We start from the raw sequence: 25,236 nt of genomic DNA, 5'->3' as shown, positions 1-25,236 counted from the left end.
GTTGCGTTTGTTAAATGCGGACGCCGGGGGCGGCACGGCCTTCCCGTTTTTGCCGTGCCGCCCCCGGTATCCGTGATGACGTACTGCACCCTGGTTGGGTATTAGGCCTTCACGTAGCCATTGGGGTTCAGTACGAACTTTGTTGCTGCCCCGGCGTCGAACTCCGCGTAGCCGCGGGGTGCGTCTTCGAGCGGGATGGCCTTGGCGTTCACTGCCTTGGCGATCTGGACCTTGTCATGAAGGATGGCCATCATGAGTTGGCGGTTGTACTTCATGACCGGGCACTGACCCGTGGTGAAGGACAGGGACTTTGCCCAGCCCGTGCCCAGGGACAGCGAGAGGGAGCCGTGCTTGGCTGCCTCGTCGATTCCGCCGGGATCTCCGGTGACGTACAGGCCCGGGATTCCGAGCGCGCCGCCGGCGGCAGTGATGTCCATGAGGGAGTTCAGTACCGTGGCCGGGGCCTCGTGCGAGGCATCCCTGCCGTGTCCGCGGGCCTCAAAGCCCACAGCGTCAATACCGCTGTCCACCTCCGGGACGCCCAGGATTTGCTCGATCTGGTCCTTCGGGTCGCCATTGGACACGTTGACGGTCTCACAGCCGAAGGAGCGGGCCTGCGCCAGGCGGTCCTCGTTCATGTCGCCAACAATGACGACGGCGGCACCGAGCAGTTGGGCGCCGACGGCGGCTGCGATACCCACAGGGCCGGCACCGGCAACGTACACGGTGGAGCCAACGCCGACGCCGGCCGTGACGGCGCCGTGGAAGCCGGTGGGGAAAATGTCGGAGAGCATAGTGAGGTCCAAGATCTTCTCCAGGGCCTGGTCGCGGTCCGGGAAGCGCAGCAGGTTCCAGTCCGCGTAGGGGACCAGAACGTACTCGGCCTGTCCACCGACCCAGCCGCCCATGTCCACGTAGCCGTAGGCGCTGCCGGGACGGTCGGGGTTGACGTTGAGGCAGATGCCGGTCTTCCGTTCCTTGCAGTTCCGGCAGCGGCCACAGGAAATATTGAACGGTACCGAGACGATGTCGCCCACCTTGATGAACTCGACGTCCGGTCCCACCTCGATCACTTCACCAGTGATTTCGTGGCCCAGCACCAGGTTCTGCGGTGCCGTGGTGCGGCCGCGGACCATGTGCTGGTCCGAACCGCAGATGTTGGTGGTCACGGTGCGCAGGATCGCGCCGTGGGGCACCTTCCTGCCGACGTTGGCCGGGTTGACGCCCGGTCCGTCCTTGAGTTCGAACGTCGGGTACTCGGTATCGATGATTTCAACGACGCCGGGTTCCTTGTAGGCGACTGCTCTATTTCCTGACATGGACACTCCTTGGACAGTTGGTGGTGCAGAACTAAGGGGCTGTCCAACTGCCCGAAAGCGATGCTTCGATGAGGAATACCTCCCCAGGTTTCAGGCCACCGAAGCACCGTTCACGGGCAATTGGACAGCCAGGGGCCGCTTAGGCGACGCCTTCGAGTCGGACGGCAGCCCCGGCTGAAGCTACCGTGTGGTCGTTTTCGACCGTGCTGCCGCTGACGCCGATTGCTCCGATCACGGTGCCATCGGTGTCCAGCAGCGGCAGGCCGCCGGGGAAGGTGATGAGCCCGCCGTTGGAGACCTCGATGTTGAACAACGGCCCGCCCGGCTGGGACAGCTCACCGATGGATCCGGTGGGCATATCGAAGTAGCGGGCGGTGCGGGCTTTCTTGATGGAAATGTCGATGCTGCCCAGCCAGGCGTCGTCCATGCGACTGAAGGCCTTCAAGTTTCCGCCGGCGTCCACCACAGCAATGTTCATGGCCGTGCCTGTTTCGCGAGCGGAGCCGAGTGCGGCAGTCAAAACGGCCTCAGCGTGGGCTTGGGTGATATCAGACAATGTTTCTCCTTTGATTCATGTCTTTAACACGGAGCGAAGTACGGGAAGCGCAGTGATATCTTCTGAGCAATGAGGAAGATATATCAGTCACATACTATGACAGTGGTCACAGCATGTACAGCCCTTCTATGCCCTTTCGAGCCTGATGATGACGGACTTTGAGGTTGGCGTGCCGCTGGTGTCGGCCACGGAATCCAAGGGAACCAGGACGTTGGTCTCCGGGTAGTAGGCGGCAGCGCAACCCTTGGGCGTTGAGTAGGCAACGATCCGGAACTTCTCCGCGAGTCGATCGACTCCTTCGAATTCGGATATCAGGTTCACCATGTCCCCGTCGGCGAAGCCGAGTTCCTTGATGTCGGCTTCGTTGATGAGGACCACCCGGCGGCCGCCGTGGATGCCACGGTAGCGGTCGTCCTTGCCGTAGATGGTGGTGTTGTACTGATCGTGCGAGCGGAGGGTCTGCAGGACGAGGCGACCGGCCGGGATCTTGATGTATTCGAGCTCGTTGCCCGTGAAGTGGGCCTTGCCGGAGGCAGTATCGAACTTCCTCGCATCGCGGGGCGGGTGGGGCAGCACGAATCCCCCGGGGTGCTGGATGCGGTCTTCAAAGTTCTCGAAGCCGTCGAAGACCGCCTCGATGTGCTTGCGGATCAGGGAGTAGTCATCCCTCATCGAGAGCCAGGCTGCCCGGGGTGCGCCCGGCGCCGGGTGGCCTTGGCCATCGGTGAACAGGCGGTGCGCAAGGTTGCAAACGATCGCTACCTCGGAGTGGAGGTGCTCGCTTGCGGGCTTCAACCGACCGCGGGAGGCGTGCACAGCACTCATTGAATCTTCCACTGTGACCCGCTGGTCGCCCGAGGCCTGCGTGTCCTTCTCCGTCCTGCCGAGCGTGGGCAGGATCAGTGCGCGGCGCCCGGTGGACAGGTGCGAGTGGTTCAGCTTGGTGGAGATCTGGACGGTCAGCGCCGTGTTGGCCAGCGCGTCCTCGGTTACTTGTGAGTCCGGGGCTGCCCGGACGAAGTTGCCGCCCATCCCCATGAAGAAGCGGACCTTGCCATCACGCATGGCCCGGATGGCAGCAACGGTGTCGTAGCCGTGCGCGCGCGGGGACAGGAATTCGAACTCGTGGTCCAAACGGTCGTGGAACTTCTCCGGCATCTTCTCGAAAATGCCCATGGTCCGGTCGCCCTGGACGTTTGAGTGTCCTCGAACAGGACAAACGCCCGCACCCGGCTTGCCGATGTTCCCCTGGAGCAGCAGGACATTCACCACGTCCCGCAGGGTGGGCACGGAATGCTTATGTTGGGTGAGCCCCATGGCCCAGCACACGATGGTGGCGCTGGAGGCCAGCAACCGCTCTCCGGTGGCGTGGATCTGTTCCAGTGTCAGGCCCGTGGCCTCCACGATGTCGTCCCACTCCACCTTCTCCAGGTGGCGAAGGTATTCGTCGACGCCCACCGTGTGGTTATTGATGAAGGCGTGGTCCAGGACTGTGTCGAGGCCAGGAGTGACGCGGCCCGCGGCCTCGGCTTCCAGCAGGTACTTGCCCAGGCCCTGGAAGAGGGCTTGATCGCCGCCGGCGCGGATCTGCAGAAAGTCGTCGGTCAGCTTTGTTCCGGAGACTACGCCCTGGACGTGCTGCGGGTTCTCGAAGTGGAGGAGCCCGGCCTCGGGCAGCGGGTTGACGGACACGATGACCGCGCCGTTCTTCTTCGCCTTTTCGAGCGCGCTCAGCATGCGTGGGTGGTTGGTGCCCGGGTTCTGGCCCGCGACAAAAATCAGTGACGCTGTCTCCAAGTCGGTCAGGCTCACGGAACCCTTGCCGATGCCGATGGTTTCCACCAGGGCCGAGCCCGACGATTCGTGGCACATGTTGGAACAGTCCGGGAGGTTGTTGGTGCCGATGCCTCGGACCAGGAGCTGGTACACGAAGGCAGCCTCGTTCGAGGTGCGTCCGGACGTGTAGAACACTGCCTGGTCCGGATTCTCCATACCGCGGAGTTCCTCAGCCATGAGATCGTAGGCGTCGTCCCAGCTGATGGGCTTGTAGTGGGTGGCGCCTTCTTCCAGAACCATGGGGTGGGTCAGCCGGCCCTGCTGTCCCAGCCAGTAGTCGTCGCGGGTCTGCAGCTCAGCCACGGAGTACTTTGCGAAGAATTCCGGCGTTACCCTGCGCCGGGTGGCTTCCTCAGCCACTGCCTTGGCCCCGTTCTCGCAAAACTCCGCCGCGTTGCGCTTCTCGTGCTCCGGCCAGGCGCAGCCCATGCAATCGAATCCGTCAAGCTGGTTTACCGCCATCAGCGTCTGTGCGCTGCGGATGGGGCCCATCTGCTCGAACGAGATCTTCAATGCATTGGCTACGGCCGGAATGCCCACGGCCTTGGTCTTGGGTTTAGTAACGGTCAGCTTCGACTCGTCGATGTTTTCACGCGGGGCTTTGGAAGCCATGTGATCTTCCCTCCAGGTCAGGTAATAGCGGCTTTGCAGCGTCTCAGGCGACGCCGGCAGGTACAGGCTCGACGACGGATACGGACTCGCCGGGAACACCTGCCTGCCGACGGGCAGCTTCGGTGGTGTGCAGCAGCAGCAAGGCCGTGGTCACAGAGCCTACGCCGCCCGGAACAGGCGTCAACGCAGCCGCGACGCCGCTGACGCTCGCCTCGTCCACATCGCCCACAAGGGAACCGTCGGGCAGAACGTTGGTGCCGACGTCGACCACTACCGTCTTTTCCGTAACATGGCTGCCGGTCAACAGTCCGATGCGGCCGGCGGCCACCACCACGACGTCGGCGGGCCGGGTGAACGGCTCCAGCGCACCCGAGCGGGAGTGGCAGACGGTGACGGTTGCATCCTTGGCGAGCAACAGCAGGGACAGCGGCTTGCCCACCACGGCGGAACGTCCGACGACGACGACGTTGCGTCCCGCCGTAGGAACCTCGAAGTGGTCCAATAGCTCGACGACGGCCCGCGCGGTTGCAGGCGCGAAGGCCGGCTGCCCGACGGCCAGGCGGCCAAGGCTCAGGGGGTTGGCGCCGTCGATGTCCTTTTCGGGGGTGATGAGCCCGACCAGGCTGTCCGCGCGGACACCGGAGGGCAGGGGAGTCTGGAGGATGATGCCATGGACCGAGGACTCGTCGCTGAGGTCCCGCAGGACCGAGGCCAGGACCTGTTCGGTGGCGTCATGGCCGAGGTCCACGATCCGGCAATCAATCCCTGACCGTTCGGCCGCCCGTTCGATGGACCGTACGTACCAGTGGGTTGATTCGTCGTCGGTGGCGACCACTACGGCGACCGTGGGACGGACGCCCTGGTTGTCCAGGGAGTGGGCCTCTTGCTGGGCGCGTTGCTGGATCAGGCTTGCCAGCCGCTTTCCGGACAGCACTTCTGCACTCATGCGAGGATCCTTTCGCGGACGCGGCGGGAGAGGGTGTCAGCGGCGAGGACCACTTTTTCTTCCAGTCCGTCGGTTTGCCCGGCAAGACGGGTCCGGGTGGCATCGTCCTTGATGGCCACCAGGTTGATGTCGATGTTGACTCGTGCGGTAGTGGCAGCCGCCCGGGCTGCGTCAGCGGCAGCAGCGACGTCGCTGATGACGTTGGGGTTGGCGGCTTCGAAAAGTTCGGCGGCGAGGTCAACGATCTCCCCGGCAAGCTTGATGAGCTGGGCCGGTGTTTGTGCGGCCTGGACCAGGGCAGCGTCAATCGCCGACTTCTTCTCGGCCTTCAGTTCGGGGGTGTCGTTGGGAAGTTTGTAGGAGTCGATGACGCCCTGGAAGGCGTGCTCGTCGGCGTCGGCCAGTCGGAGCGCTTCGGTCCGGTGGTGATCGGCGCTGCTGGTGATACGGGCAACCAGTCCTGCATGCTCTGCGTACTTTTCACCCGTGGTGTACCGGGCAACCATGGCCACCAAGGCGGCACCCTGGGCCGCATGCAAGGCCGCAGCCGCTCCGCCGCCTGGTGTGGGTTGCCGGGCAGCGAGCCTGGTCAAATAGTTGTTGACTGTTTCTGAACTGATCATGTGTCTTCCTGGGCTGGAGAAAGATAAGGGAAAGACAACGGCCCGGACCCGGTTGCGAGGGAAAGGGGGTCCGGGCCGCGTGTCTTGGAAGCCGCGGGTGCGGCAGGGGACTAGCCCCGGAGCCGGCTCATGGTCGGGTCGTACAGCGGATCCTCGGTGACGGTCGCCTGGATTCGGCGGCCGAAGTATTCGATCTCCACCGAATCACCCAAGGACACTGCGGACGGGAGGTAGGCGTACGCGATCGGCTTGCGAACCGTGTAGCCGAACGCCGCGCTGGTGACGTAACCCACCGGCTGGTTCTTGTAGAACACCGGTTCCTTGCCCAGCACGAGGCTGCGACCGTCGTCGACCGTCAAGCAGCGCAGGCGCCGCGCGGAGCTTTCTTCGCTGCGGCCCTCCAGGGCTGCCTTGCCGACAAAGTTCTCCTTGGCCATCTTGACTGCGAAGCCGAGGCCGGCTTCGAAGGGGTCGTGCTCCGTGGTCATGTCCGTGCCCCAGGAGCGGTAGCCCTTTTCAAGACGCAGGGAGCTGAACGCGGCGCGGCCGGCGGCGATGACGCCGAACGGCTGGCCTGCCTTCCACAGTGCGTCCCACAGGCGCTGGCCGTTGTCCGCGCTCGTGTAGAGCTCCCAGCCGAGTTCGCCAACGTAGGACAGGCGCATGGCCGTGACAGGCACGCCACCGATCACAACGTCCTTGGCGCGGAAGTACTTGAGTCCGTCATTGCTGAAATCGTCGCTGCTGACAGTGCTGACCAGGTCACGGGCCAGGGGGCCCCAGAGACCGATGCAGCAGGTCCCGCCGGTGGTGTCGCGGACCTGGACCCAGTCCTCAGCTCCGCCGTTTGCGGTCTGCTGCCGTGCGGCACGCTCGAGGTAGGCGGTGTCGATGTTGCCGTTGGCGCCGAGCTGGAAGGTGTTCTCGTCCAGGCGCGCAACGGTGATGTCGCTCCGGATGCCGCCTGCGTGGTCCAGCAGGAGCGTGTAGGTGACCGCGCCCGGCTTCTTGGCCAGATCACCGGTGGTGAGTTCCTGGAGCAGCTTCAGGGCGCCGGGGCCGGAAACTTCCAGGCGCTTGAGCGGCGTCATGTCGTACATGGCCACTGCCGTGCGGGTCTTCCACGCTTCAGCTGCGGCGATCGGGGAGCTGAACATCCCGGACCAGGCGTCACGGGCCGGCGGCTGCCACTCGTCCGGCATCTCCTTCAGGAGTTCGGCGTTGGCCTCGAACCAGTAAGGACGCTCCCAGCCGGCACCTTCCAGGAAGTAGCCACCCAGTTGCTTGTGGCGGGCGTGGAACGGGCTGACGCGAAGGTTGCGCGGGGAAAGCTTGGGCTGCAGCGGGTGCAGGACATCGTAGATCTCCACGAAGTTCTGCTGCGAGGTTTCGCTGACGTACTCGGGGGTGAGCTGGACTTCCTCGAAGCGATGGATGTCGCAGTCGCCCAAGTCGATCTGCGACTTGCCGTCAACCAGTACCTCGGCAACAGCGCGGGCGATGCCTGCCGAGTGGGTGACCCACACGGCCTCTGCCACGTAGAAGCCGTCCAGTTCCTTGGACTCGCCCACCAGGGAGCCGCCGTCGGGAGTAAAGGAGAAGATGCCGTTGAAGCCGTCTTCGATTTCGCTTTCGCGCAGGGCCGGAAGGATCTGCTTGGTGGCTTCCCACGCCGGCAGGAAGTCCTCGAGCGTGAAGTCGAGGCGGGACGGCATGTTGTGCTCGCTGATGCTTTCCGGGGCGTACTTGCCGAGTTCGTCCAGGTCCACGGGCATGGGCTTGTGCGCGTAAGAACCGATGCCGTAGCGCTCGCCGTGCTCGCGGTAGTAGAGGTCCTGGTCCTGGTGGCGGAGGATCGGCAGCTGTGCACCGTTGGGCAGCTCGTTCTTGCCCTTCTGGGCGGGAACCGGGGTGGTCTTGACGTACTGGTGGGCCAGCGGGAGCAGTGGAACGGCCATGCCGATCATCTCGCCGATCTTGGCGCCCCAGAAGCCTGCACAGGAGACGACGATGTCTGCCGGGATTACGCCGTCGGCGGTCTGGACGCCCGTGACGCGGTGGCCGGACTGTTCAATGCCGGTCACTTCCGTGTTGCCGAGGTACTTCACGCCGGCGGCTTCCGTGCGCTTGATGAGCAGCTGGACGGCGCGGGCAGCAAGGGCAAGGCCGTCCGACGGAACGTGGAGGCCGCCCAGGATCTCTTCTTCGTTGATGAGCGGGTAGAGCTCCTTGCATTCCTCGCGGGAAAGGATCTTGCCGTCGATGCCCCACGACTGTGCGTAGCCGAGCTTGCGCTTGAGGTCCGCAAGGCGGGTCTCCGTGGTGGCGACTTCCAGGCCGCCCACCTGGTTGAAGCAGCTCTGGCCGTCCTCAGTCAGGGACAGGAGCTTCTCCACTGTGTACTTGGCAAAGAGAGCCATGGACTTGGACGGGTTGGTCTGGAACACCAGGCCGGGGGCGTGCGACGTGGAGCCGCCGGGCATGTTGAGCGGACCCTGGTCCAGGACGGTGATGTTGTTCCAGCCGCGTTGGACGAGTTCGTCGGCGAGGTTGGTGCCGACGATGCCGGCTCCGATGATGACAATGCGGGGCGTCGATGCCATGAAAGTTTCTCCTGCTGAAGTTCGGGGTGGCTGTGGGCGGGCTGGTTAGCGGAAGACGACCGTGCTGGTCTGGTCCAGCAGTACGCGGTGTTCGCAGTGCCAGCGGACGGCGCGGGACAGCGCGAGGGCTTCTGCGTCCTGACCAACGGTGGAAAGTGCCGTGGGACCATAGCTATGGTCCACCCGGATGACTTCCTGTTCGATGATCGGACCCTCGTCCAGGTCCGCCGTGACGTAGTGTGCCGTCGCGCCTACTTGCTTGACGCCGCGGTCGTAGGCCTGGTGGTAGGGGCGGGCCCCCTTGAAGCCGGGGAGGAAGGAGTGGTGGATGTTGATCGCGCGGCCTTCCAGCTTGCGGCAGAGGTCATCGGAGAGGACCTGCATGTAGCGGGCGAGGACCACAAGGTCCGCCTGGTACTCGTCAACCAGTTCCAGGAGCCTTTGTTCCGCTTCGGCCTTGGTTTCCGGGGTCACCGGGATGTGGATGAAGGGCAGGCCCGCAGCTTCGGCCATGGCGCGGTGGGTTTCGTGGTTGGACACCACAGCCACCAGTTCGCCGCCAAGGCTGCCTCCGCGCCAGCGGAAGATGAGGTCGTTCAGGCAGTGGCCGAACTTGGAGACCATCACCAGGACGCGCTGTTTGGTCTGGTCGTAGAAGCTGAACTTCATGTCGAAGCGCTCCGCGATGGAGCGGAACTCTTCTTCAAGCTGTTCCGGCGAGTAGCTCTGCGGACCGGAGAACGCAGTGCGCAGGTGAAGTGTCTGGCGCAGGCTGTCATCGAACTGCTGGTGCTCTTCGATGTTGAAACCGCGCTCGAACAGGAAAGTGGTGACCGCATGCACGATCCCGGGCTGTTCGACACACGACAATGTGAGTACGAACTTCTGGGCTTGCTCGTCCTTGAGCTGCCCGCGCTCCGCCGGAAGCGTGCTGAGGTGTGAGTCTGAAGCCACGAGGGTCATATGTCCTCCTTAGATGATTCCCTAGATATATTCCTGGGTTACGTACTGATATATTAGGATTGGATTCAGCGTATACTGGACCTTGGAACGAGGTCAATAGGTTTTTTGGAACTGTGGGAGGAGCTCGGCACTATGGCAATTGAAACCTTGGCGACTGTAGAAGACGCAGGCAGGAAATCGCTGGCAGAGATCGCTTACGAAAGCGTTCGCGACCGGCTCCTGACGCTGGACATCAAGCCGGGCGACCTCCTTAACGACGACCAGCTGGCAAAGGAGCTTGGCATCGGGCGCACGCCGGTGCGGGAGGCCCTGAAGCGGCTGGAGCTGGATCGCCTGGTGGTGACCTACCCGCGGCGGGGCACCTTTGCCACCCGCGTGGAAGTGACGGACCTTGCTTTCATCTCCGAGATCAGGGTGCAGCTGGAGCCCGTGGCTGCTGCCCGGGCGGCCCGCGTTGCCACGCCGGCCCACAGGGATCGCCTTCGCCGGATAGTGCGTGAAGTCGAAGCCTTCGACCTCAAGGCTGCAACTGTAGTGGAGACCCTGAAGCTTGATGCCAGCGTGCATCAGGGCATCTACGCCGCGGCAGCCAACCCGCACCTGGAGGATGTCCTGATCCGTTACGACAACCTTGCCACCCGCATCTGGTGCATGGTGCTGGACCGCCTCCCCAACTTGGAACACCACGTCCATGAGCATGTGGACCTCCTCCAAGCGGTCATTGACGGCGATGAGGATAAGGCAGCCGAGCTGGCCCGCGTCCATGTCAGCGGCTTTGAGCAGGCGGTGCGTGAGGCATTGTTTGCAGCCTAGTGCCGCTTGACGCATACTCGGGGCGGTTGACTGCCTGACGGGTGGATTGCATACTGAACTTCTAACTAATATATCAGCCGGATATCAGACGTCGCCGGTTCTGCGCCTGGCGGGAGTGTCCGGACGCTTGCGATGCAATCGCGGGCATCAAGATTTTGGAGTATCAGGTGGCTTTTAGGCAACTCCCTTTCGAACATATAGCGCTGACGGGTACCGGCCGTGTTAAGCGGGGCATGGCTGAGATGCTCAAGGGCGGCGTCATCATGGACGTCGTCAACGTCGAGCAGGCCCGCATCGCCGAGGACGCCGGTGCCGTCGCCGTCATGGCCCTCGAACGCGTACCTGCCGATATCCGCGCCCAAGGCGGCGTGTCCCGCATGTCCGATCCGGACATGATCGAGTCGATCATCGCCGCCGTGTCCATCCCCGTGATGGCCAAGGCCCGCATCGGCCACTTCGTCGAAGCCCAGGTCCTGCAGTCCCTCGGAGTGGACTACATCGACGAGTCCGAGGTCCTGACCCCGGCCGATTACATCAACCACATCGACAAGTGGAACTTCACCGTCCCGTTCGTGTGTGGTGCCACCAACCTTGGTGAGGCGTTGCGGCGCATCAACGAAGGTGCTGCGATGATCCGCTCCAAGGGCGAGGCCGGCACCGGGGACGTGTCCAACGCGACCGGGCACATGCGCAAGATCCGTGCCGAGATCGCCAAGCTCTCCTCCCTCCCGGAGGACGAGCTGTACGTCGCCGCGAAGGAACTACAGGCGCCGTACGAACTGGTCAAGGAAGTCGCCGCGACGGGCAAGCTCCCGGTGGTGCTGTTCACCGCCGGTGGCATCGCCACCCCGGCCGATGCTGCGATGATGATGCAGCTCGGCGCCGACGGCGTCTTTGTCGGTTCCGGCATCTTCAAGTCCGGCAACCCCGCCCAGCGCGCCGCCGCCGTCGTGAAGGCCACCACGTTCCACGACGACCCGGATGTCATCGCGAAGGTCTCCCGCGGCCTCGGTGAAGCCATGGTCGGCATCAACGTCGACGAAATCCCCGAACCCCACCGCCTCGCAGAACGCGGCTGGTGAGGTGTGGTCGCCCGGCGGCCACTGATCCTCTGCGTGATATTCCCCGCCATCGCGCTGCCGCTATTTTGGCGCGGCCCGGGGCGCCAAGTGTGGCTGTAGCACCTACAGCCTGGTAAGCGCACGCCTGTTCAGCTCTCGTTTTGCAGGCGTGTGGTGAGGATTCGTTGTGCCGTGCCCTGGAGGATCTCCAAGGATTCCTTGATCAGGGGCGACCCCATGCTTCCCCTTCGCACCGCGGCCACAATCCGGCGGGCCGGCTTGCCCTTGCCCGTGATCCGGAGGCGAACTACGTTCTCGGCGCTGTGCAGGGGTGCCAGGCGTGGCAGCAGGCCGACGCCGAGCCCCGCCCCGACGAAAGCGATCTGGGTCTCCCATTCGACGGCCTCATGGGCTATCCGCGGCGTAACTCCCACTGCGGTGAACGCAGCGGTAAACAGCGAGTGGTACGTGGAGCCGGCGGTTTCGGTGATCCACGGCTCCGATGCCAGTTCTTCCAGGGTGACTGCTTCCCGGGAGGCCAACGGATGGTCGCCCGGAATGATGACGTCCAAGGGATCGTCCAGCAGGAACGTTTGCTCGAAGCGCGGGTCGTCCTCCCCGTAGGTATCGGACTGCATGGCGACGATCACCGCCAAGTCGATCCGTTCGGCCACCAGCAGGTCGAAGCAACGTGACGGGTCCGCCTCGAGTACCTGGACTTCCAACAGCGGCCGCGTCGAGCGCAACGTTGCGGCGAGCGGCGCCAGCAACTGGGCTGCCGCCGTCGAGAATCCACCGAGTCCGAAGCGGGACTGTACCTGGTCGCCGGCCGCCATGGCAGCGGCGCGGAGGCTTTCCCAATCGGCAACCAAGGTGTCCGAGCCTGCCACCAAGAAGCGGCCCGTGGCAGTAAGGCGCACCCCGCGGCCGTCCTTTGTCAGGAGCTGCATTCCGAGGACGCGCTGGAGCTCCCGCAGCTGTGCGGAGACTGCTGAGGGCGAGTATCCCGTGAGTTCGGCAGTAGCCCCCACGGTGCCGCAGCGGGCAAAGACGCGAAGGGTGTGGAGCCGTGGATCGATCATGAATCAATCATGCACAGATAGTGCACGGTTATCTCCTAAATATTGCGCTTTTGTTGCAGGTCATTCGTCCCTAATCTCTTACTACGAAGACTTCGAAAATGCCGATGCGACGACGCACTTACGGCACCACGAATTGCCTACTTACCCAGCCTCCCGGGAGGAAACCCATGACTGCTCAAGTGAACGTGCCCCTCAACACCCGCGGAAAACTCGCATCGTCCCTGCCCGCGGAGCAGTTGGCGGAAATCACCGCGCTGTTCGAGTTCCGCCGTAAGGGATACTCCCTCGATGCTCCGTTTTACACGGACCCCACGATCTTCAAGATCGACATGGAAGCCATCTTCGGCCAGCACTGGATCTTTGCCGGAAGCGTTGCCGAGCTGCCGGAGCCGGGCGACTACATCACGGTCGACTACGGCCCCTACTCCCTGATCGTGTTGCGCAACGACGACGGTGGCATCAACGTTCTGCACAACGTGTGCCGCCACCGTGGTGCCCGCGTCCTGACTGAAGCCACGGGTTCCACGGGGAACCTGGTGTGCGGCTACCACTCCTGGACCTATTCTCCCGAGGGCAACCTGATCCACGCCTCCGCTCCCGGCGAAGCCAAGTTCGACAAGAACTGCTTCGCCCTCAAGCGCGCCCACAGCCGCGAAGTTGCCGGACTCATCTTCGTCTGCATCGCTGACGAACCTCCCACGGACTTTGACGAGACCTCCAAAATCTTCGAGCCCTACCTGGCGCCCCACGATCTGTCCAAGACGAAGATCGCTTACCAGCAGAACATCATCGAAGAGGGCAACTGGAAGCTCGTCATGGAGAACAACCGTGAGTGCTACCACTGTGACGGCCACCCGGAGCTCGCCTGCTCGCTCTTCCCCACCTGGGGCCTGACTGAGGGCCTGATCCCCGCGCACCTTGAGGAAGTGTGGGACCGGAACAAGGAAGCCCAGTCCTCCCTCGAAGAGCGTTGCCGCCGCTACGGCCTGCCCTATGAGGTAGTGGAAGAGCTGGACACCCGCATTGCCGGTATCCGCATCTCCCGTGAATCCCTCGACGGCGAAGGCGAATCATTCTCGGCCGACGGTCGCCGGCTTTCCAAGAAGCTGCTCGGCGACCTGCCCGACTTCCGCCTGGGACGCTGCTCGATGCACCTCCAGCCCAACAGCTGGTTCCACTTCCTGGGCGACCACGTCATTACCTTCGGCGTCTTTCCCATCAATGAACACCAGTCCCTGGTCCGCACCACCTGGCTGGTTGCCGACGACGCCGTGGAAGGTGTCGACTACGACTTGGACAAGCTCACCTACACCTGGAAGCAGACCAACCTGCAGGACAAGGCGTTCGTTGAGCTGTGCCAGACGGGTGCAGGCAGCCCCGCCTACGAACCCGGCCCGTACATGAAGAGTGAATACCAGGTTGAGGCCTTCATCAACTGGTACGTACAGCGCGTCCAGGAGCACTTGGCATGACGGAACTCCTCACCGAGACGGTAAAACAGGAGCCTCAGCGGATCCGCGGCCTTGAGATGCCGTGGAACAGGGTCATGGGCAGCAGCGACGCCCCCGCCCGTGCCGCCCGTGCACTGGGCCCATGGCATCCGCAGGAGTTCGCAGCCGAGTGCGTCGAGACTGTTCCGGAGGCAGGCGGCCTCATGACGTTCGTCTTCCGCCGCTGCGATGGTGCGCCCTTGGCGTTCCGCGCGGGCCAGTACGTCAACGTCGCGTTTCCGGTGAACGGCGATGACCACGAACCTGTGGACCGCAGCTACTCGCTGTCCAGTTCGCCCACCGAGCCGTGGACTTTCAGCATCAGCGTCAAGCGCGACGCCGGCGGCCTGGTGTCGCCGTGGGTGCATGAGAACATCAAGCCTGGTACCGTCCTGGAGATGCTCGGACCGGTGGGTGCGTTCCACCTGCCCGACGCCGACCGCCGTGCACGCTACCTGTTGCTCGCAGCCGGAGCGGGCATCACGCCCATCATGTCCATGGTGCGGACCATCCATTCCCTGCCGGGACACGCCGATGTTGTGGTGCTTTACCACGGCGCGGAAGCGGGAGGCTTCGCGTTCCACCGCGAACTGGCCTACATCGCTTCCGTGGATTCGCGCATCAAGGTCCACTACTCCCTGGGCGACCGCGGCACTGCCGAGGACTGGGAAGGGTTCCGCGGAAGGCTCACGGCGGACATGCTCAACGAGGTAGCCCCCGATGCCAACGGCCGCCAGGTGTATGCCTGCGGCCCTGAGGGTTACCTGAACACTGCCACCGAACTCCTGAAGAAGGTGGGCGTCGATGACACGTCCATCTACATGGAATTCTTCACAGGAGACCGCCAGACGCTCCTCGAATACCAGGCCGAGCTCGCCCTCGCAGCCGATATTGCGGAGGAAATCGCGGAGGAGATCGCCGACTCCGCGGAGGATTACTACGAGAGCCAGCCGGCCGCGTTCGGGCTGTACGAGCCCGGGTACGATGCTGACGGAACCCTGGAGGCATCGGGCCTGCCGCTCGAAGCGGTGGACCCGGAGGTGGCAGCTTCGGAGATTCCCGACGGCGGTTCGGAGTCAGGAGCGGAAGCCTCCGCCCCGGATGCCTCGAGCTTCGACACCGTGGGAACCGGCAGCCTCACCATGTCTTTCCTGAAGACCGGTATCAACGTGCGGATCGATCCCAGCGAGCACATCCTTGAGGTGGCCCAGCGCGCCGGCGTCAGGATCGGCGCCAACTGCAAGGAAGGGATGTGTGGTTCCTGCAAGGTGGTCAAGCTGTCCGGCGACGTGGACATGAACCACCAAGGCGGAATCCGGAAAAGAGAAATCGATGCCGGCAAGTTCCTGCCGTGCTGCTCCACCGCGCAGACCGACCTTGTAATCGACGCGTAGCTGTTTCCAACTGCTCCGGCCAACCCCCGGCACGAGGCAGCGACTACCGGAATCCCGCACTGTGGGCCATGGCTATGGCCTCAGTGCGGGATCTGACGTCCAATTTTTTGAAGAGGTTCCGTACATGGAACTTGACCGTGTTCTCGCTGATGTTCATAGCCGCAGCGATGGAACGGTTCCGGTGGCCTGAAGCCAGCAACTCCAGTACCTCCAGCTCACGCTGCGCCAGGCCCCAAGCGGCTACATCCTTTGCCGGCGTTGCGGGTGGGTCCAAGGGCAGGACCACCGAGATGTCCGCGCCCCACCCCTGCATGACGTCGATGCTCATCCTGCCGTCCACTGCCTGCACCCTTTGCTGCAGCCGGTCGATGGTCGGAGCCTCAGGGCTGAGTTCCCCGCGGCCGTCGTCGCGAACATTGATGAGCAGGTTCTCCCCGTCGCAGTCCCACTGCACGCGAATGCGGCCCACATCCGGCTGCTCCGCGATGGCGAGCAGCAGGCCACGCACCACCGCCCTGGCAGCATGGGCAACTTCTCCAGGCAACGCCCTGCCGTTGGCAGGAGGTTCAATAAACTGGGTGTCGATGTTGCTGAAGCGCATCAGTGGACGGAGGTCCTCGCGCAAGCGCCCGAAAGCGGTGGTGACGGGTTCCTCGGCCAGATCGCTGGTGCGGTCGTTGAGCGTACGCAGCCCCACCAGTGCTTTCGCCGTCATGTCAGTAACTGCTGCCCGTGCAGCGTGATCGTCCAAGGCGCTCGACCGCAGGGCGGCGAGCACTGTTTCCAACGTGGTGGAGTGTTGATCCACCAGTTCCGCGGTCACGCGGATGCGCTCCGCAGATGCGGCGCGCGACTCCAGGAGATACGACGGCGGCGCGTCGGATACCTTCTCCTGGATGCGGCCTGCAGCGAGCCGCCACAGATACGACACAATGCGGAGCGGTCCGCTGTCCTCCGATCCCTCGGGGCGCGTGGGTGCCGGAACTGGATCCGTGAGTACCAGGAGTGCACCGCTCTGCGCGTACTTCAGGGCCAGGACATCCCTTTCCATGCCGCCGATCCGGGCCTGGCCGGTCCATGGCTGATCGTTTCCCACTTCAGTTCGCAGATGTTCCAGTTCCGCAATCGTGACCCGTCCGATAATGCCCTCGTCACCGGCCTTCTTCTGTGGCCGGCCTGTGCAGTCTTCCGTGAAGATGACCAGCGCACTGGAACGGATGAAAGGAGTGATCGCAGTGCGGAGGGTGGCAGCGATTCCCACCAATGGCGCCTGCGCCACGTCGGAGATGTGCTCCAGAAGTTGCCAAGGCAGGGTGGGTGCAAGGGTGGCAGCTGACGCGGTCATGAGAAGACCATACCTGCCGAACTACCCAAAAGGGTAGGTATAACCGTTCTTTTTCAGCGTATTGCCCACCCTTTCCCCCGTTCAGACTGGTTACAGGCAGCACGAAGCCACCAATGAAGGGAGCAAGATGAGCGTCATAGCGACGAAGGTGTCCCTGGATGAAGCCACGGATCAGGCGGCACTCAACCTGACCCTCATCCAGGGCGAGATCCTGGAGACCAGCAACAAAATCGACGTCCGCGAACTTGCCGTTCTGGCCCACAAGATCCAGGGCGCCCAGCGGGTCTTCCTGGCAGGAGCCGGCAGGAGCGGGCTGGTGCTGCGGATGGCTGCCATGCGCCTCATGCACCTTGGGTTGACGGTCCATGTTGCAGGTGACACCACGACGCCGGCCATCACCTCGGGCGACCTCCTGCTGGTTGCGTCGGGCTCAGGAACTACGTCGGGCGTGGTCAAAGCCGCGCAGACCGCGCTGGCCGCGGGAGCGGAAGTAGCCGCCATCACGACGGACCCCGACTCGCCGCTGGCCGGTTTGGCCCACGCCGTAGTGACCATCCCGGCTGCACGGAAAACCGACCATGGATCCGCGATCACCCGCCAGTATTCGGGAAGCCTCTTTGAGCAGTCGCTGTTCCTGGCCACCGAGACCGTGTTCCAGACCCTCTGGGACGCCACCGATGAACCCGCGGAGCAGCTCTGGCTGCGCCACGCCAACCTCGAGTAACCCCCAACTGGGTCGCAGTTAAGCACGTTTTGAGCCCTCAAAACGCGCACAAATGCGACCTAGTTGGGCTGCGCGGAACCAAACCCACCACACCTGAAAGCACCACCCCACACCCCGAAAGAAAGAGAAACACATGAAACTGCAGGTTGCACTGGACCTCCTCACCGTTGAGGCAGCTTTGGACCTGGCCGGCAAGGTCGCCGAGCACGTGGACATCATCGAGTTGGGCACGCCGCTCATCAAGGCCGAGGGCCTGTCCGCTGTGACTGCGATCAAGGAAGCACACCCCACCAAGATCGTCTTCGCCGACATGAAGACCATGGACGCCGGTGAACTTGAAGCCGACATCGCGTTCAAGGCCGGCGCTGACCTCGTCTCCGTGCTGGGAACGGCAGACGATTCCACCATTGCTGGTGCCGTCAAGGCCGCGCAGGCCCACAACAAGGGCATCGTGGTGGACTTGATCGGCGTGGAAGACAAGGTCACCCGTGCCAAGGAAGCCCGTGCCCTCGGTGCCAAGTTCGTTGAGTTCCACGCTGGCCTGGACGAGCAGGCCAAGCCGGGCTTCGACCTGCGTGGCCTCCTTAACGCCGGTGAGCAGGCCCGTGTGCCGTTCTCCGTTGCCGGTGGTGTCAACTCCTCCACGATTGAGGCCGTGCAGCTTGCCGGCGCCGACGTCGCCGTGGCCGGAAGCGCCATCTACAGCGCAGCCGACCCGGAGGTCGCCGCGAAGGAACTGAAGGCAGCTATCCAGTAGCTCTCCCGGTAAATCAAGAGTCCAGGGCAGGCGCCGGAATCCCGGCGCCTGCCCTGCTGCCTTCAGCGGTTACCAAGGCTTGAACCGGCTACCCGTCCGGTTTCTTCAACAGGGCCTGTTCCACCAGTTGGGTGATGTAGGGCCGTTGCCTGCGATGCACCGTGATTCCTTCCGGGACACCGCTGACCTGGGAATCAGTACCCGAGACGTCGATCGTGACCCGTGAACTGCCCATGGGGGCATTAGTGATGTGGAGGTCGCCAAAGGACGGCGGCAATACTGGATCCAGCCAGATCCCGCCGAGGGACAGGTGTGTGTCGTAGCGCATCAGGCTGGTGAGCACGTGGATGGGGGTGGTGGCAGCCCACGCCTGCGGCGAGCACGCAGCGGGGTAGGGGACGGGCTCGGTGAACTTGTCGCGATCAAAGCCGCAGAAGAGTTCGGGCAGCCGGCCGCCGGAGTATTCGGCTGCTTCCAGCAACGCCGTGCCGATGCGCTGGGCTTCCTCGATGTACCCGTAACGGAGGAGCCCGGACATGATCAGGGCGTTGTCATGCGGCCACACCGATCCGTTGTGATAGCTCGCCGGGTTGTAAGCCCCCATGTCGCTCGCTAGTGTCCGCACGCCCCAGCCGCTGAACATCTTGGGCGACATCAGATGCTCCACAACGGACGGCACCTTGTCCACGTCAATCAAGTCGAACCACAGGCAATGGCCCATGTTGGAGGCGCACGCGTCCACGGGACGCTTGTCTGCGTCCAACGCCACGGCGAAGTAGCCCTTGTCCGGCAGCCAAAACTCCTCATTGAACCGCTGCTTCAGGCGATCGGCGCGTTCCCGCAGTTCGGACGCCAAGGCGATGTCGCCGTCGTCGTAAGCTATCCAGGCCCGCGCCATGTAGGCGCCGTGCACGTAGGCCTGGACCTCGGAGAGCGCGAGCGGCGGTTCCGCAATGGTCCCGTCCGCGAAGTTGATACCGTCCCAAGAGTCCTTCCACCCCTGGTTGACGAGGCCGTGCTCGTTCAGCCGGGCGTACTCGACGAAACCATCGCCGTCCCTGTCGCCGTAGTCGCGGATCCAGTCCAGGGCCCGGTCGGCGTTCGGCAGGAGGGCGGTGATGGTGTCCTTGGAGAAACCCCACCGGCTCACGGAACCCAGCACCATGACAAAGAGCGGAGTGGCATCCACGCTGCCGTAGTATGCCGATTTTCCACCCAGCGCCCGGCCGCTGCCGACATCGAGCCTGACCTCGTGCAGGATCTTGCCGGGTTCCTCTTCCGTGTCGATGTCTACGGTGGTGCCCTGCCGGTCCGCCAACGTCCGGAGCGTACCCAGGGCGAGGGAAGGATCCACAGGCAACGCCATTTCCGAGGCCCACAGCGAGTCGCGGCCAAACAGCGTCATGAACCATGGCGCGCCGGCAGCAACCACAACCCTGTCCGGGTGGTCGGGGTCCTGGATGCGCAGGGCTCCGAGGTCCTCGTAACTGCGCCGGATGGTGCGTTCGATGCTTCTGTTGCCCATTTGCAGGACCGGGATCTTGGCCACCCACTCCTGGCGGCGCCGATCGCTCGGAGACATTTCCCCGCGTGCGGGGTGCGCGAACGGTATGACGGACCCGTCCAAGGTTGGCACGACGCTGACCCGTGTACTCCACTGGCCGGCAGGAGGGATGGTGATCTTGAAACCGAGGGCCTTGGCTCCCACGCCTGCGCCTTCAGCCCGGATGACCACGCTCTTTCGGACGCCCTCCCATTGCCCGCGGATTTCCAGGGAATCACCCTCCAGACGCCGGGTTTCCTTCCACTCGCGGGTGATACGGGCTTCCTTGACTTCAAAAAGATCGGCGAAATCAGCCTCGACGGTCAGCGTGATGCGGCAGGCGGCCGGCTGCTTGGAGTAGTTCCGCACCGTGATCTCCTCCAGGATCCCGGCGCCCACTTCGCGTACCCGCTCCACCACCAACGGGCTGTCCGCATATCCATCAGAGCGGGGTACCCGGCAGGCGAAGAGGGCGCGGTACGGTTCCTTGGTCTCGGCCGCCAGCGCTTCGAGTGGTTGGTCGTTGATGGTCAGTTGCCACCGGGAGAGGATCCGTGTGTCCAGGTGGAACACTCCGTGGGGCAATTCCGGCCGGATATCCCCGTTGGGGGCGGAGATGCAGAACGACGAACCTTCCACCAGGGTGATCGTTCCTGAGCCGAGGGGGCCCGCTGCCGTATCAGCATTCCATCCAGCCACTTGATGCTCCTTTAACGGCGTCAGCATGGATGTAGTCGACGCTACGCCGGAGGGGTAGCGGGCGCCAGACCTTGCGGCGCCCGGAACCTATGGCCCGCCCGGACGCTGTAACCCCCGGTGCCGATGGGACGAACTGCAACCCACTGTTCACCTTCCTCACCCGAGCGTCCAAGCGATAGGGGTCTATAGTGAGAGAAGCAGTACTCGCTGATGCAGACCGGCGGCCCTATTAGATGGCCGGAGGCCTCTGACAATGACCGACACCCAAATCAGCAAATTTCTTAGCGACTGCGTGATGTTCGACGAGGACACCGAGAAGGGCCTCGACTTTGACACCTTGTACGGCCTTTACATCAGTTGGTGCGTCCTGGGGCGAAAAGTCCCCATTCCCGATTCCGCGTTCCGCACCGCCTTGGAACTTGAAGGCTTGCGCCCCCGCAAGGATCACGGCCAGCGGATTTATCCGGGCATGAACATGGTGGGCGACGCCGCGAGGGACTACGTGGTCAACAACGTGCCCATGTGGACCGAAGAAGCTGTGGTTCCCATGATCCCTGAGACCGACGAGGACCAGGTACCTTCGCCCGCCTGATCCGGATCCTGAGTTTCTGTCCAGCTAATGCCCTTAAGATGCCTTCCTAAGGGCATTAGCTCTATACAGACTCGGAAGTGGGTAAGTAGTGAAGCCGTCCATTGTGTGGTTCCGGGACGATCTCCGTGTTGGCGACAACCCTGCTTTGCGCGCAGCCGTGGACGACGGCGCCGCGGTGGCCCTCTACGTCCTGGATGAAGAGTCGCCGGGGATCCGGCCCCACGGTGGCGCTGCCCGCTGGTGGTTGCACCACTCGCTCGTGGCGTTGCGGGAGGACCTCGCGGCATTGGGCATCCCGTTGCTGCTCCGCCGCGGACCCGCTTCGGACGTCGTCCGGAAAACCACGACGGCGGTCGGTGCCGGCGCGTTGTACTGGAACCGCCGCTACGGCTCGGCCGAGAGGGCAGTCGACGCCGGGATCAAGGCGTGGGCGCACGAGGCCGGACTGCATGTTTCAAGTTTTCAAGCGTCCCTGCTCCATGAGCCGTGGAACGTCACCACCAAGACCGGCGGCCAATACAAGGTCTTCACACCGTTCTGGCGCGCTGTTTCCGCGGAGGGGTTCCGTGAGCCGCTGGCTGCTCCCGCCGGGGGACACGGGTTTGCGGGGGAGCTGCCACGTTACGACGAATTGGACTCCTGGCACCTCCTGCCGACCAAGCCTGACTGGTCCGGAGGGCTCGCAGAGAGGTGGACGCCGGGTTCGGCTGCCGGCCACAAGCGCTTGAAGGAGTTCGTGAACAACGGACTTGCCCATTACAACGAGGGACGCAACCGACCGGATGTGGACGGCAGCAGCGGGTTGTCCCCGTATCTGCGCTGGGGCGAGCTGAGCCCGTTCGAAGTGTGGCACGCGATGGGAGCCAAGCGGTCGGAGAGTGCCGCGATTTTCGCTTCCGAGCTTGGCTGGCGTGAGTTTTGCTGGCACCAGTACTTCCACAACCCGCAACTCGCCACGGCCAACCTCCGATCCGAGTTCGACCGTTTTCCGTGGGCCTGGCCCGGTGCTTCCCTTGAGGCACCCGGCGGCAAGCATCCCGGCCACCAATCCGCAGCTGAGGAACTCCACGCCTGGCAGCGGGGCCGCACCGGGTTCCCGATGGTCGACGCGGGGCAGCGGCAACTCTGGCGCACGGGGTGGATGCACAACCGGGTCCGTATGGTGGCAGCGAGCTTCCTGGTGAAGAACCTGGGCATCCACTGGCAACTGGGCGAGCAATGGTTCTGGGACACGCTGGTGGACGCGGATCCGGCGTCCAATCCTGCCAATTGGCAGTGGGTTGCGGGCTCCGGGGCGGATGCATCGCCGTTCTTCAGGATTTTCAACCCCGAAGCGCAGCGCACCAAGTTCGACCCCCAAGGGAAGTACATCGCCCACTGGATCCCGGAGTTCGGCACGCCGGACTACCCCGGGGAGATCGTGGACTTGAAGACAACGCGGCAGGAAGCGTTGGCTGCGTACAGGGAACTGAAAGAAGTCCACTGAGCGCTTGGCCGGCGCTTTGATGGTGCTGAACCGGCCCCTCTGGAAATTAGTAGGAAGTCCGAGTATATTCGGGATCAGAGATGACCTGGATCACAGTTGGTCACGTGTCCCGCCGTGATCCAGCGGTGTTCCACCACCCACCGGCACGGCAGTCATTCATGATGCAAAGGAGCATTCCACCATGGTGCGCGAGCTTTCCCACTACGTAGACGGCCAGAGGATCGACGGTACTTCGGGCCGGTTCAGCGATGTCTATGATCCCTGCACGGGCGAAGTCCAGGCCCGGCTCCCGTTGGCAAGCGCAGACGAGGTGCGTAACGCCGTCGCGAACGCCGAAAAGGGCCAGCTCGAATGGGCTGCCATGAACCCGCAACGCCGGGGACGCATCCTGCTCAAGTTCGTGGACCTGGTCAACGAGAACATGGACGAGCTCGCCAAGCTCCTGTCCTCCGAGCACGGCAAGACCTTCGCCGATGCCAAAGGCGACATCCAACGCGGCATTGAAGTTGTTGAGTTCTCCGCCGGTGCACCCCACCTCCTTAAGGGCGAATTCTCGGACAATGCCGGGCAGGGGATCGACGTCCATTCGCTGCGCCAACCGCTGGGTGTCGTTGCAGGCATCACCCCCTTCAACTTCCCCGCCATGATTCCGCTATGGAAGTCCGGGCCGGCGCTCGCCGCGGGCAACGCCTTCATCCTGAAGCCCTCCGAACGTGATCCGTCCGTGCCGCTAAGGCTTGCAGAGCTGTACAGCGAAGCGGGCGTTCCCAATGGTGTCTTCAACGTCATCAACGGTGACAAGGAAGCCGTGGATGCGCTCCTCGAAGATCCGAGAGTGAAGGCCATCGGCTTTGTCGGTTCCACGCCGATCGCCCAATACATCTACGCCACTGCAGCGGCGCACGGCAAACGTGCCCAGTGTTTCGGCGGCGCCAAGAACCACATGGTGATCATGCCTGACGCCGACCTGGACATGGCTGCCGACGCCCTGATCGGTGCCGGTTACGGTTCCGCCGGTGAACGGTGCATGGCAATCTCTGTCGCCGTGCCGGTCGGCCAGGAAACCGCCGACGCGCTCGTGGCGAAGCTGACGGAGCGGGTCAAGGAACTCCGCGTCGGCCACAGCATGGACAAGGACGTCGACTTCGGGCCTGTAGTCGCAGCCTCTGCCAAGGAACGCATCGAGGGTTACATCCAGTCAGGCGTCGAGGAAGGCGCAACACTGGTCACCGACGGCCGCGGTCTCACCGTGGAGGGCTACGACGGTGGATTCTGGGTTGGCCCCACACTGTTCGACAACGTCACCAAGGACATGAAGATCTACAAGGAAGAGATTTTCGGTCCCGTCCTCAGCGTGCTGCGCGCAGCTGACTACGACGAAGCGCTCAGGCTCTGCTCGGAACATGAGTTCGGGAACGGCGTCGCAATCTTCACGCGCGACGGCGACTCCGCCCGTGACTTCGCCAGCCGCGTTGAAGTGGGGATGGTGGGCATCAACGTGCCGATCCCGGTGCCGATCGCGTACTACACCTTCGGTGGCTGGAAGGCGTCCGGTTTCGGCGACCTCAACCAGCACGGTGCGGATGCGTTCCGGTTCTACACCAAGACCAAGACCGTGACGTCGCGGTGGCCCTCCGGTATCCGCCAGGGTGCCAGCTTCATCATGCCGGCGGGCAGCTGATGGGAGCTGCGGAGACGGAAGAAGTCCTTTTTGAGCGCCGCGGCCATTTGGGCCTGGTGACGCTCAACCGGCCCCAGGCAGTCAACGCCCTCAATGCATCGATGGTGAAAGCCATGTTGCAGCAGTTGGCTGTCTGGGCTGATGACGACACCATCGCCACCGTGCTGGTGCGCGGGGCCGGTGACCGCGGCCTATGTGCCGGCGGAGACATCGTGGCCATCTACAAGGACATGCTTCATGGGGGCTCCCGGACGGCAGACTTCTGGGCTGACGAGTACCGGCTCAACTCTCTGATTTCCAGGTATCCCAAGCCCTACGTCGCCTTCATGGACGGGCTGGTGCTGGGCGGTGGCGTCGGCGTTTCCGCTCACGGTTCCGTGCGCGTAGTGACAGAACGGACCCGCACCGGAATGCCGGAAACCACCATCGGATTCGTGCCCGACGTCGGCGGCACCCTCCTGCTGTCCCGCGCACCAGGGGAAACCGGAACCCACGCGGCCTTGACGGGAGCGCATTTGTCCGGCGCGGATGCCCTTTTCCTGGGGCTCGCGGACTACTTTGTGCCGTCCGATAGCCTCCCAGCGCTGGCTGAAGCGCTGGAAAGCTCGACGGCGGAAGCCGCCGTCGGGCGTTTTGCCCAAGGCGCGCCGGACTCGGCACTCGCGGCGCAGCGTCAGTGGATCGACGCCGCCTACGCGCACCACGACGCGGAGGAGATCGTGCGGAGTTTGCGTGCAATCGGCGGTGAGGCGGCAGCTGCTGCGGACACCATCGAGGTGAAGTCCCCGACGTCGGTGAAGGTCACCTTGGAATCGTTGAGGCGGGTTCGCGGGTTGTCCTTGGAAGAAGCCTTGGACCAGGAGTACCGTGTGGGGCTCCGCTGCCTGGCCGGGCCCGATTTCCGGGAAGGCATCAGGGCGCAGGTGGTGGACAAGGACCGGAACCCGCAATGGAAGCCTGCGACGCTCGCCGATGTCCACGAGTCGGACGTCGAGGGCTACTTTGCGTCGCTTGAGGACCGTGAACTGGGACTAGCCGCCCTGGCCGCGGGCCACTGACCATCCGTTTGTCAGCCAGTTGTTAGTTGGTTTTGTTGGGCACCGAAGGAGAC

General features: G+C 63.7%; 20 protein-coding genes. 10 read left to right on the top strand and 10 right to left on the bottom strand.

Annotated elements, in window-relative coordinates; all coding sequences use genetic code 11:
- Window positions 1-101: 101 nt before the first annotated feature.
- From fdhA to purU, 7 genes are all read right to left on the bottom strand, one after another.
- Window positions 102-1,319 carry a formaldehyde dehydrogenase, glutathione-independent gene (fdhA, locus tag AB0N65_RS01615; protein ID WP_364156754.1) on the bottom strand — a complete coding sequence of 406 codons (1,218 nt, stop codon included), beginning with the start codon at window positions 1,317-1,319 and terminating at the stop codon, window positions 102-104.
- A gap of 139 nt (window positions 1,320-1,458) precedes the next feature.
- Entirely contained in the window at window positions 1,459-1,875 is a 417-nt protein-coding gene (locus AB0N65_RS01610) for a heme-binding protein (protein ID WP_364156751.1), read from the bottom strand.
- A gap of 126 nt (window positions 1,876-2,001) precedes the next feature.
- Entirely contained in the window at window positions 2,002-4,323 is a 2,322-nt protein-coding gene (locus AB0N65_RS01605; protein WP_364156748.1) for an FdhF/YdeP family oxidoreductase, read from the bottom strand.
- Window positions 4,324-4,366: 43 nt separating this feature from the next.
- Entirely contained in the window at window positions 4,367-5,269 is a 903-nt protein-coding gene (locus tag AB0N65_RS01600) for a bifunctional 5,10-methylenetetrahydrofolate dehydrogenase/5,10-methenyltetrahydrofolate cyclohydrolase (protein WP_364156745.1), read from the bottom strand.
- Window positions 5,266-5,892: a cyclodeaminase/cyclohydrolase family protein gene (locus AB0N65_RS01595; protein ID WP_364156742.1), complete on the bottom strand. Its 627-nt coding sequence runs from the start codon at window positions 5,890-5,892 to the stop codon at window positions 5,266-5,268. Before AB0N65_RS01595 ends, AB0N65_RS01600 begins: the two co-directional genes overlap by 4 nt.
- 110 nt (window positions 5,893-6,002) lie before the next feature.
- Window positions 6,003-8,495, bottom strand: a complete 2,493-nt coding sequence (locus AB0N65_RS01590) for an FAD-dependent oxidoreductase (RefSeq protein ID WP_364156740.1) — start codon at window positions 8,493-8,495, stop codon at window positions 6,003-6,005.
- Window positions 8,496-8,540: 45 nt separating this feature from the next.
- Entirely contained in the window at window positions 8,541-9,458 is a 918-nt protein-coding gene (gene purU, locus AB0N65_RS01585) for a formyltetrahydrofolate deformylase (RefSeq protein WP_364156737.1), read from the bottom strand.
- Between the two features lie 132 nt (window positions 9,459-9,590).
- On the opposite strand from purU, the gene AB0N65_RS01580 reads away from it, so the two are divergent.
- Both AB0N65_RS01580 and pdxS read left to right on the top strand, forming a co-directional pair.
- Window positions 9,591-10,271: a GntR family transcriptional regulator gene (locus tag AB0N65_RS01580; RefSeq protein WP_364156734.1), complete on the top strand. Its 681-nt coding sequence runs from the start codon at window positions 9,591-9,593 to the stop codon at window positions 10,269-10,271.
- A gap of 167 nt (window positions 10,272-10,438) precedes the next feature.
- Window positions 10,439-11,353, top strand: coding sequence for a pyridoxal 5'-phosphate synthase lyase subunit PdxS (gene pdxS / locus AB0N65_RS01575; protein ID WP_364156731.1), 915 nt, complete (start codon window positions 10,439-10,441; stop codon window positions 11,351-11,353).
- A gap of 128 nt (window positions 11,354-11,481) precedes the next feature.
- Here the strand turns inward: pdxS and AB0N65_RS01570 are convergent, their stop codons facing one another.
- Window positions 11,482-12,414, bottom strand: coding sequence for a LysR family transcriptional regulator (locus AB0N65_RS01570; protein ID WP_364156728.1), 933 nt, complete (start codon window positions 12,412-12,414; stop codon window positions 11,482-11,484).
- Window positions 12,415-12,581: 167 nt separating this feature from the next.
- Here AB0N65_RS01570 and AB0N65_RS01565 point away from each other — a divergent pair, with 167 nt between their 5' ends.
- Both AB0N65_RS01565 and AB0N65_RS01560 read left to right on the top strand, forming a co-directional pair.
- Complete coding sequence (locus AB0N65_RS01565; protein ID WP_364156726.1) at window positions 12,582-13,886, top strand: aromatic ring-hydroxylating dioxygenase subunit alpha; 1,305 nt, start codon at window positions 12,582-12,584, stop codon at window positions 13,884-13,886.
- Window positions 13,883-15,298, top strand: coding sequence for a ferredoxin reductase (locus tag AB0N65_RS01560; protein WP_364156723.1), 1,416 nt, complete (start codon window positions 13,883-13,885; stop codon window positions 15,296-15,298). Before AB0N65_RS01565 ends, AB0N65_RS01560 begins: the two co-directional genes overlap by 4 nt.
- Before the next feature lie 43 nt (window positions 15,299-15,341).
- Here AB0N65_RS01560 and AB0N65_RS01555 read toward each other — a convergent pair whose 3' ends face one another.
- Window positions 15,342-16,643: a LuxR C-terminal-related transcriptional regulator gene (locus AB0N65_RS01555; protein ID WP_364156720.1), complete on the bottom strand. Its 1,302-nt coding sequence runs from the start codon at window positions 16,641-16,643 to the stop codon at window positions 15,342-15,344.
- Window positions 16,644-16,770: 127 nt separating this feature from the next.
- On the opposite strand from AB0N65_RS01555, the gene hxlB reads away from it, so the two are divergent.
- The gene (hxlB, locus tag AB0N65_RS01550) at window positions 16,771-17,367 is read left to right on the top strand and encodes a 6-phospho-3-hexuloisomerase (protein WP_364156717.1); all 597 of its coding nucleotides are present in this window, start codon (window positions 16,771-16,773) and stop codon (window positions 17,365-17,367) included.
- Between the two features lie 133 nt (window positions 17,368-17,500).
- On the top strand, window positions 17,501-18,124 hold the full coding sequence (hxlA, locus tag AB0N65_RS01545) for a 3-hexulose-6-phosphate synthase (RefSeq protein ID WP_364156714.1): 624 nt from the start codon (window positions 17,501-17,503) through the stop codon (window positions 18,122-18,124).
- Between the two features lie 88 nt (window positions 18,125-18,212).
- Here hxlA and AB0N65_RS01540 read toward each other — a convergent pair whose 3' ends face one another.
- Window positions 18,213-20,366 (bottom strand): glycogen debranching N-terminal domain-containing protein, encoded by a 2,154-nt coding sequence (locus tag AB0N65_RS01540; RefSeq protein WP_364156711.1) that lies wholly within the window; start codon window positions 20,364-20,366, stop codon window positions 18,213-18,215.
- Window positions 20,367-20,619: 253 nt separating this feature from the next.
- On the opposite strand from AB0N65_RS01540, the gene AB0N65_RS01535 reads away from it, so the two are divergent.
- From AB0N65_RS01535 to AB0N65_RS01520, 4 genes are all read left to right on the top strand, one after another.
- A complete protein-coding gene (locus tag AB0N65_RS01535; RefSeq protein WP_364156708.1) occupies window positions 20,620-20,958 on the top strand; it encodes a hypothetical protein in 339 nt (112 codons plus the stop codon).
- 88 nt (window positions 20,959-21,046) lie between these two features.
- Entirely contained in the window at window positions 21,047-22,444 is a 1,398-nt protein-coding gene (locus AB0N65_RS01530) for a deoxyribodipyrimidine photo-lyase (RefSeq protein WP_364156705.1), read from the top strand.
- Between the two features lie 181 nt (window positions 22,445-22,625).
- Entirely contained in the window at window positions 22,626-24,125 is a 1,500-nt protein-coding gene (locus AB0N65_RS01525; RefSeq protein WP_364156702.1) for a CoA-acylating methylmalonate-semialdehyde dehydrogenase, read from the top strand.
- Window positions 24,125-25,183, top strand: a complete 1,059-nt coding sequence (locus AB0N65_RS01520; protein WP_364156699.1) for an enoyl-CoA hydratase/isomerase family protein — start codon at window positions 24,125-24,127, stop codon at window positions 25,181-25,183. Before AB0N65_RS01525 ends, AB0N65_RS01520 begins: the two co-directional genes overlap by 1 nt.
- Window positions 25,184-25,236: the final 53 nt, after the last annotated feature.

This window comes from Paenarthrobacter sp. NPDC089322 (assembly GCF_040684895.1).
Taxonomy (GTDB): domain Bacteria; phylum Actinomycetota; class Actinomycetes; order Actinomycetales; family Micrococcaceae; genus Arthrobacter.
The sequence above is the reverse complement of the archived record's forward strand: the minus strand, read 5'-3'. Positions and strand labels throughout refer to the sequence as shown.

What these genes read in the sequence shown, in the direction of transcription:
- AB0N65_RS01560 (WP_364156723.1), top strand. Translation starts at nt 13,883, where the DNA reads ATGACGGAACTCCTCACCGAGACGGTAAAACAGGAGCCTCAGCGGATC.
- AB0N65_RS01565 (WP_364156726.1), top strand. Translation starts at nt 12,582, where the DNA reads ATGACTGCTCAAGTGAACGTGCCCCTCAACACCCGCGGAAAACTCGCA.
- AB0N65_RS01605 (WP_364156748.1), bottom strand. Translation starts at nt 4,323, where the DNA reads ATGGCTTCCAAAGCCCCGCGTGAAAACATCGACGAGTCGAAGCTGACC.
- fdhA (WP_364156754.1), bottom strand. Translation starts at nt 1,319, where the DNA reads ATGTCAGGAAATAGAGCAGTCGCCTACAAGGAACCCGGCGTCGTTGAA.
- AB0N65_RS01520 (WP_364156699.1), top strand. Translation starts at nt 24,125, where the DNA reads ATGGGAGCTGCGGAGACGGAAGAAGTCCTTTTTGAGCGCCGCGGCCAT.
- AB0N65_RS01580 (WP_364156734.1), top strand. Translation starts at nt 9,591, where the DNA reads ATGGCAATTGAAACCTTGGCGACTGTAGAAGACGCAGGCAGGAAATCG.
- AB0N65_RS01535 (WP_364156708.1), top strand. Translation starts at nt 20,620, where the DNA reads ATGACCGACACCCAAATCAGCAAATTTCTTAGCGACTGCGTGATGTTC.
- AB0N65_RS01595 (WP_364156742.1), bottom strand. Translation starts at nt 5,892, where the DNA reads ATGATCAGTTCAGAAACAGTCAACAACTATTTGACCAGGCTCGCTGCC.
- AB0N65_RS01555 (WP_364156720.1), bottom strand. Translation starts at nt 16,643, where the DNA reads ATGACCGCGTCAGCTGCCACCCTTGCACCCACCCTGCCTTGGCAACTT.
- hxlA (WP_364156714.1), top strand. Translation starts at nt 17,501, where the DNA reads ATGAAACTGCAGGTTGCACTGGACCTCCTCACCGTTGAGGCAGCTTTG.
- AB0N65_RS01590 (WP_364156740.1), bottom strand. Translation starts at nt 8,495, where the DNA reads ATGGCATCGACGCCCCGCATTGTCATCATCGGAGCCGGCATCGTCGGC.
- AB0N65_RS01525 (WP_364156702.1), top strand. Translation starts at nt 22,626, where the DNA reads ATGGTGCGCGAGCTTTCCCACTACGTAGACGGCCAGAGGATCGACGGT.
- purU (WP_364156737.1), bottom strand. Translation starts at nt 9,458, where the DNA reads ATGACCCTCGTGGCTTCAGACTCACACCTCAGCACGCTTCCGGCGGAG.
- AB0N65_RS01570 (WP_364156728.1), bottom strand. Translation starts at nt 12,414, where the DNA reads ATGATCGATCCACGGCTCCACACCCTTCGCGTCTTTGCCCGCTGCGGC.
- AB0N65_RS01600 (WP_364156745.1), bottom strand. Translation starts at nt 5,269, where the DNA reads ATGAGTGCAGAAGTGCTGTCCGGAAAGCGGCTGGCAAGCCTGATCCAG.
- hxlB (WP_364156717.1), top strand. Translation starts at nt 16,771, where the DNA reads ATGAGCGTCATAGCGACGAAGGTGTCCCTGGATGAAGCCACGGATCAG.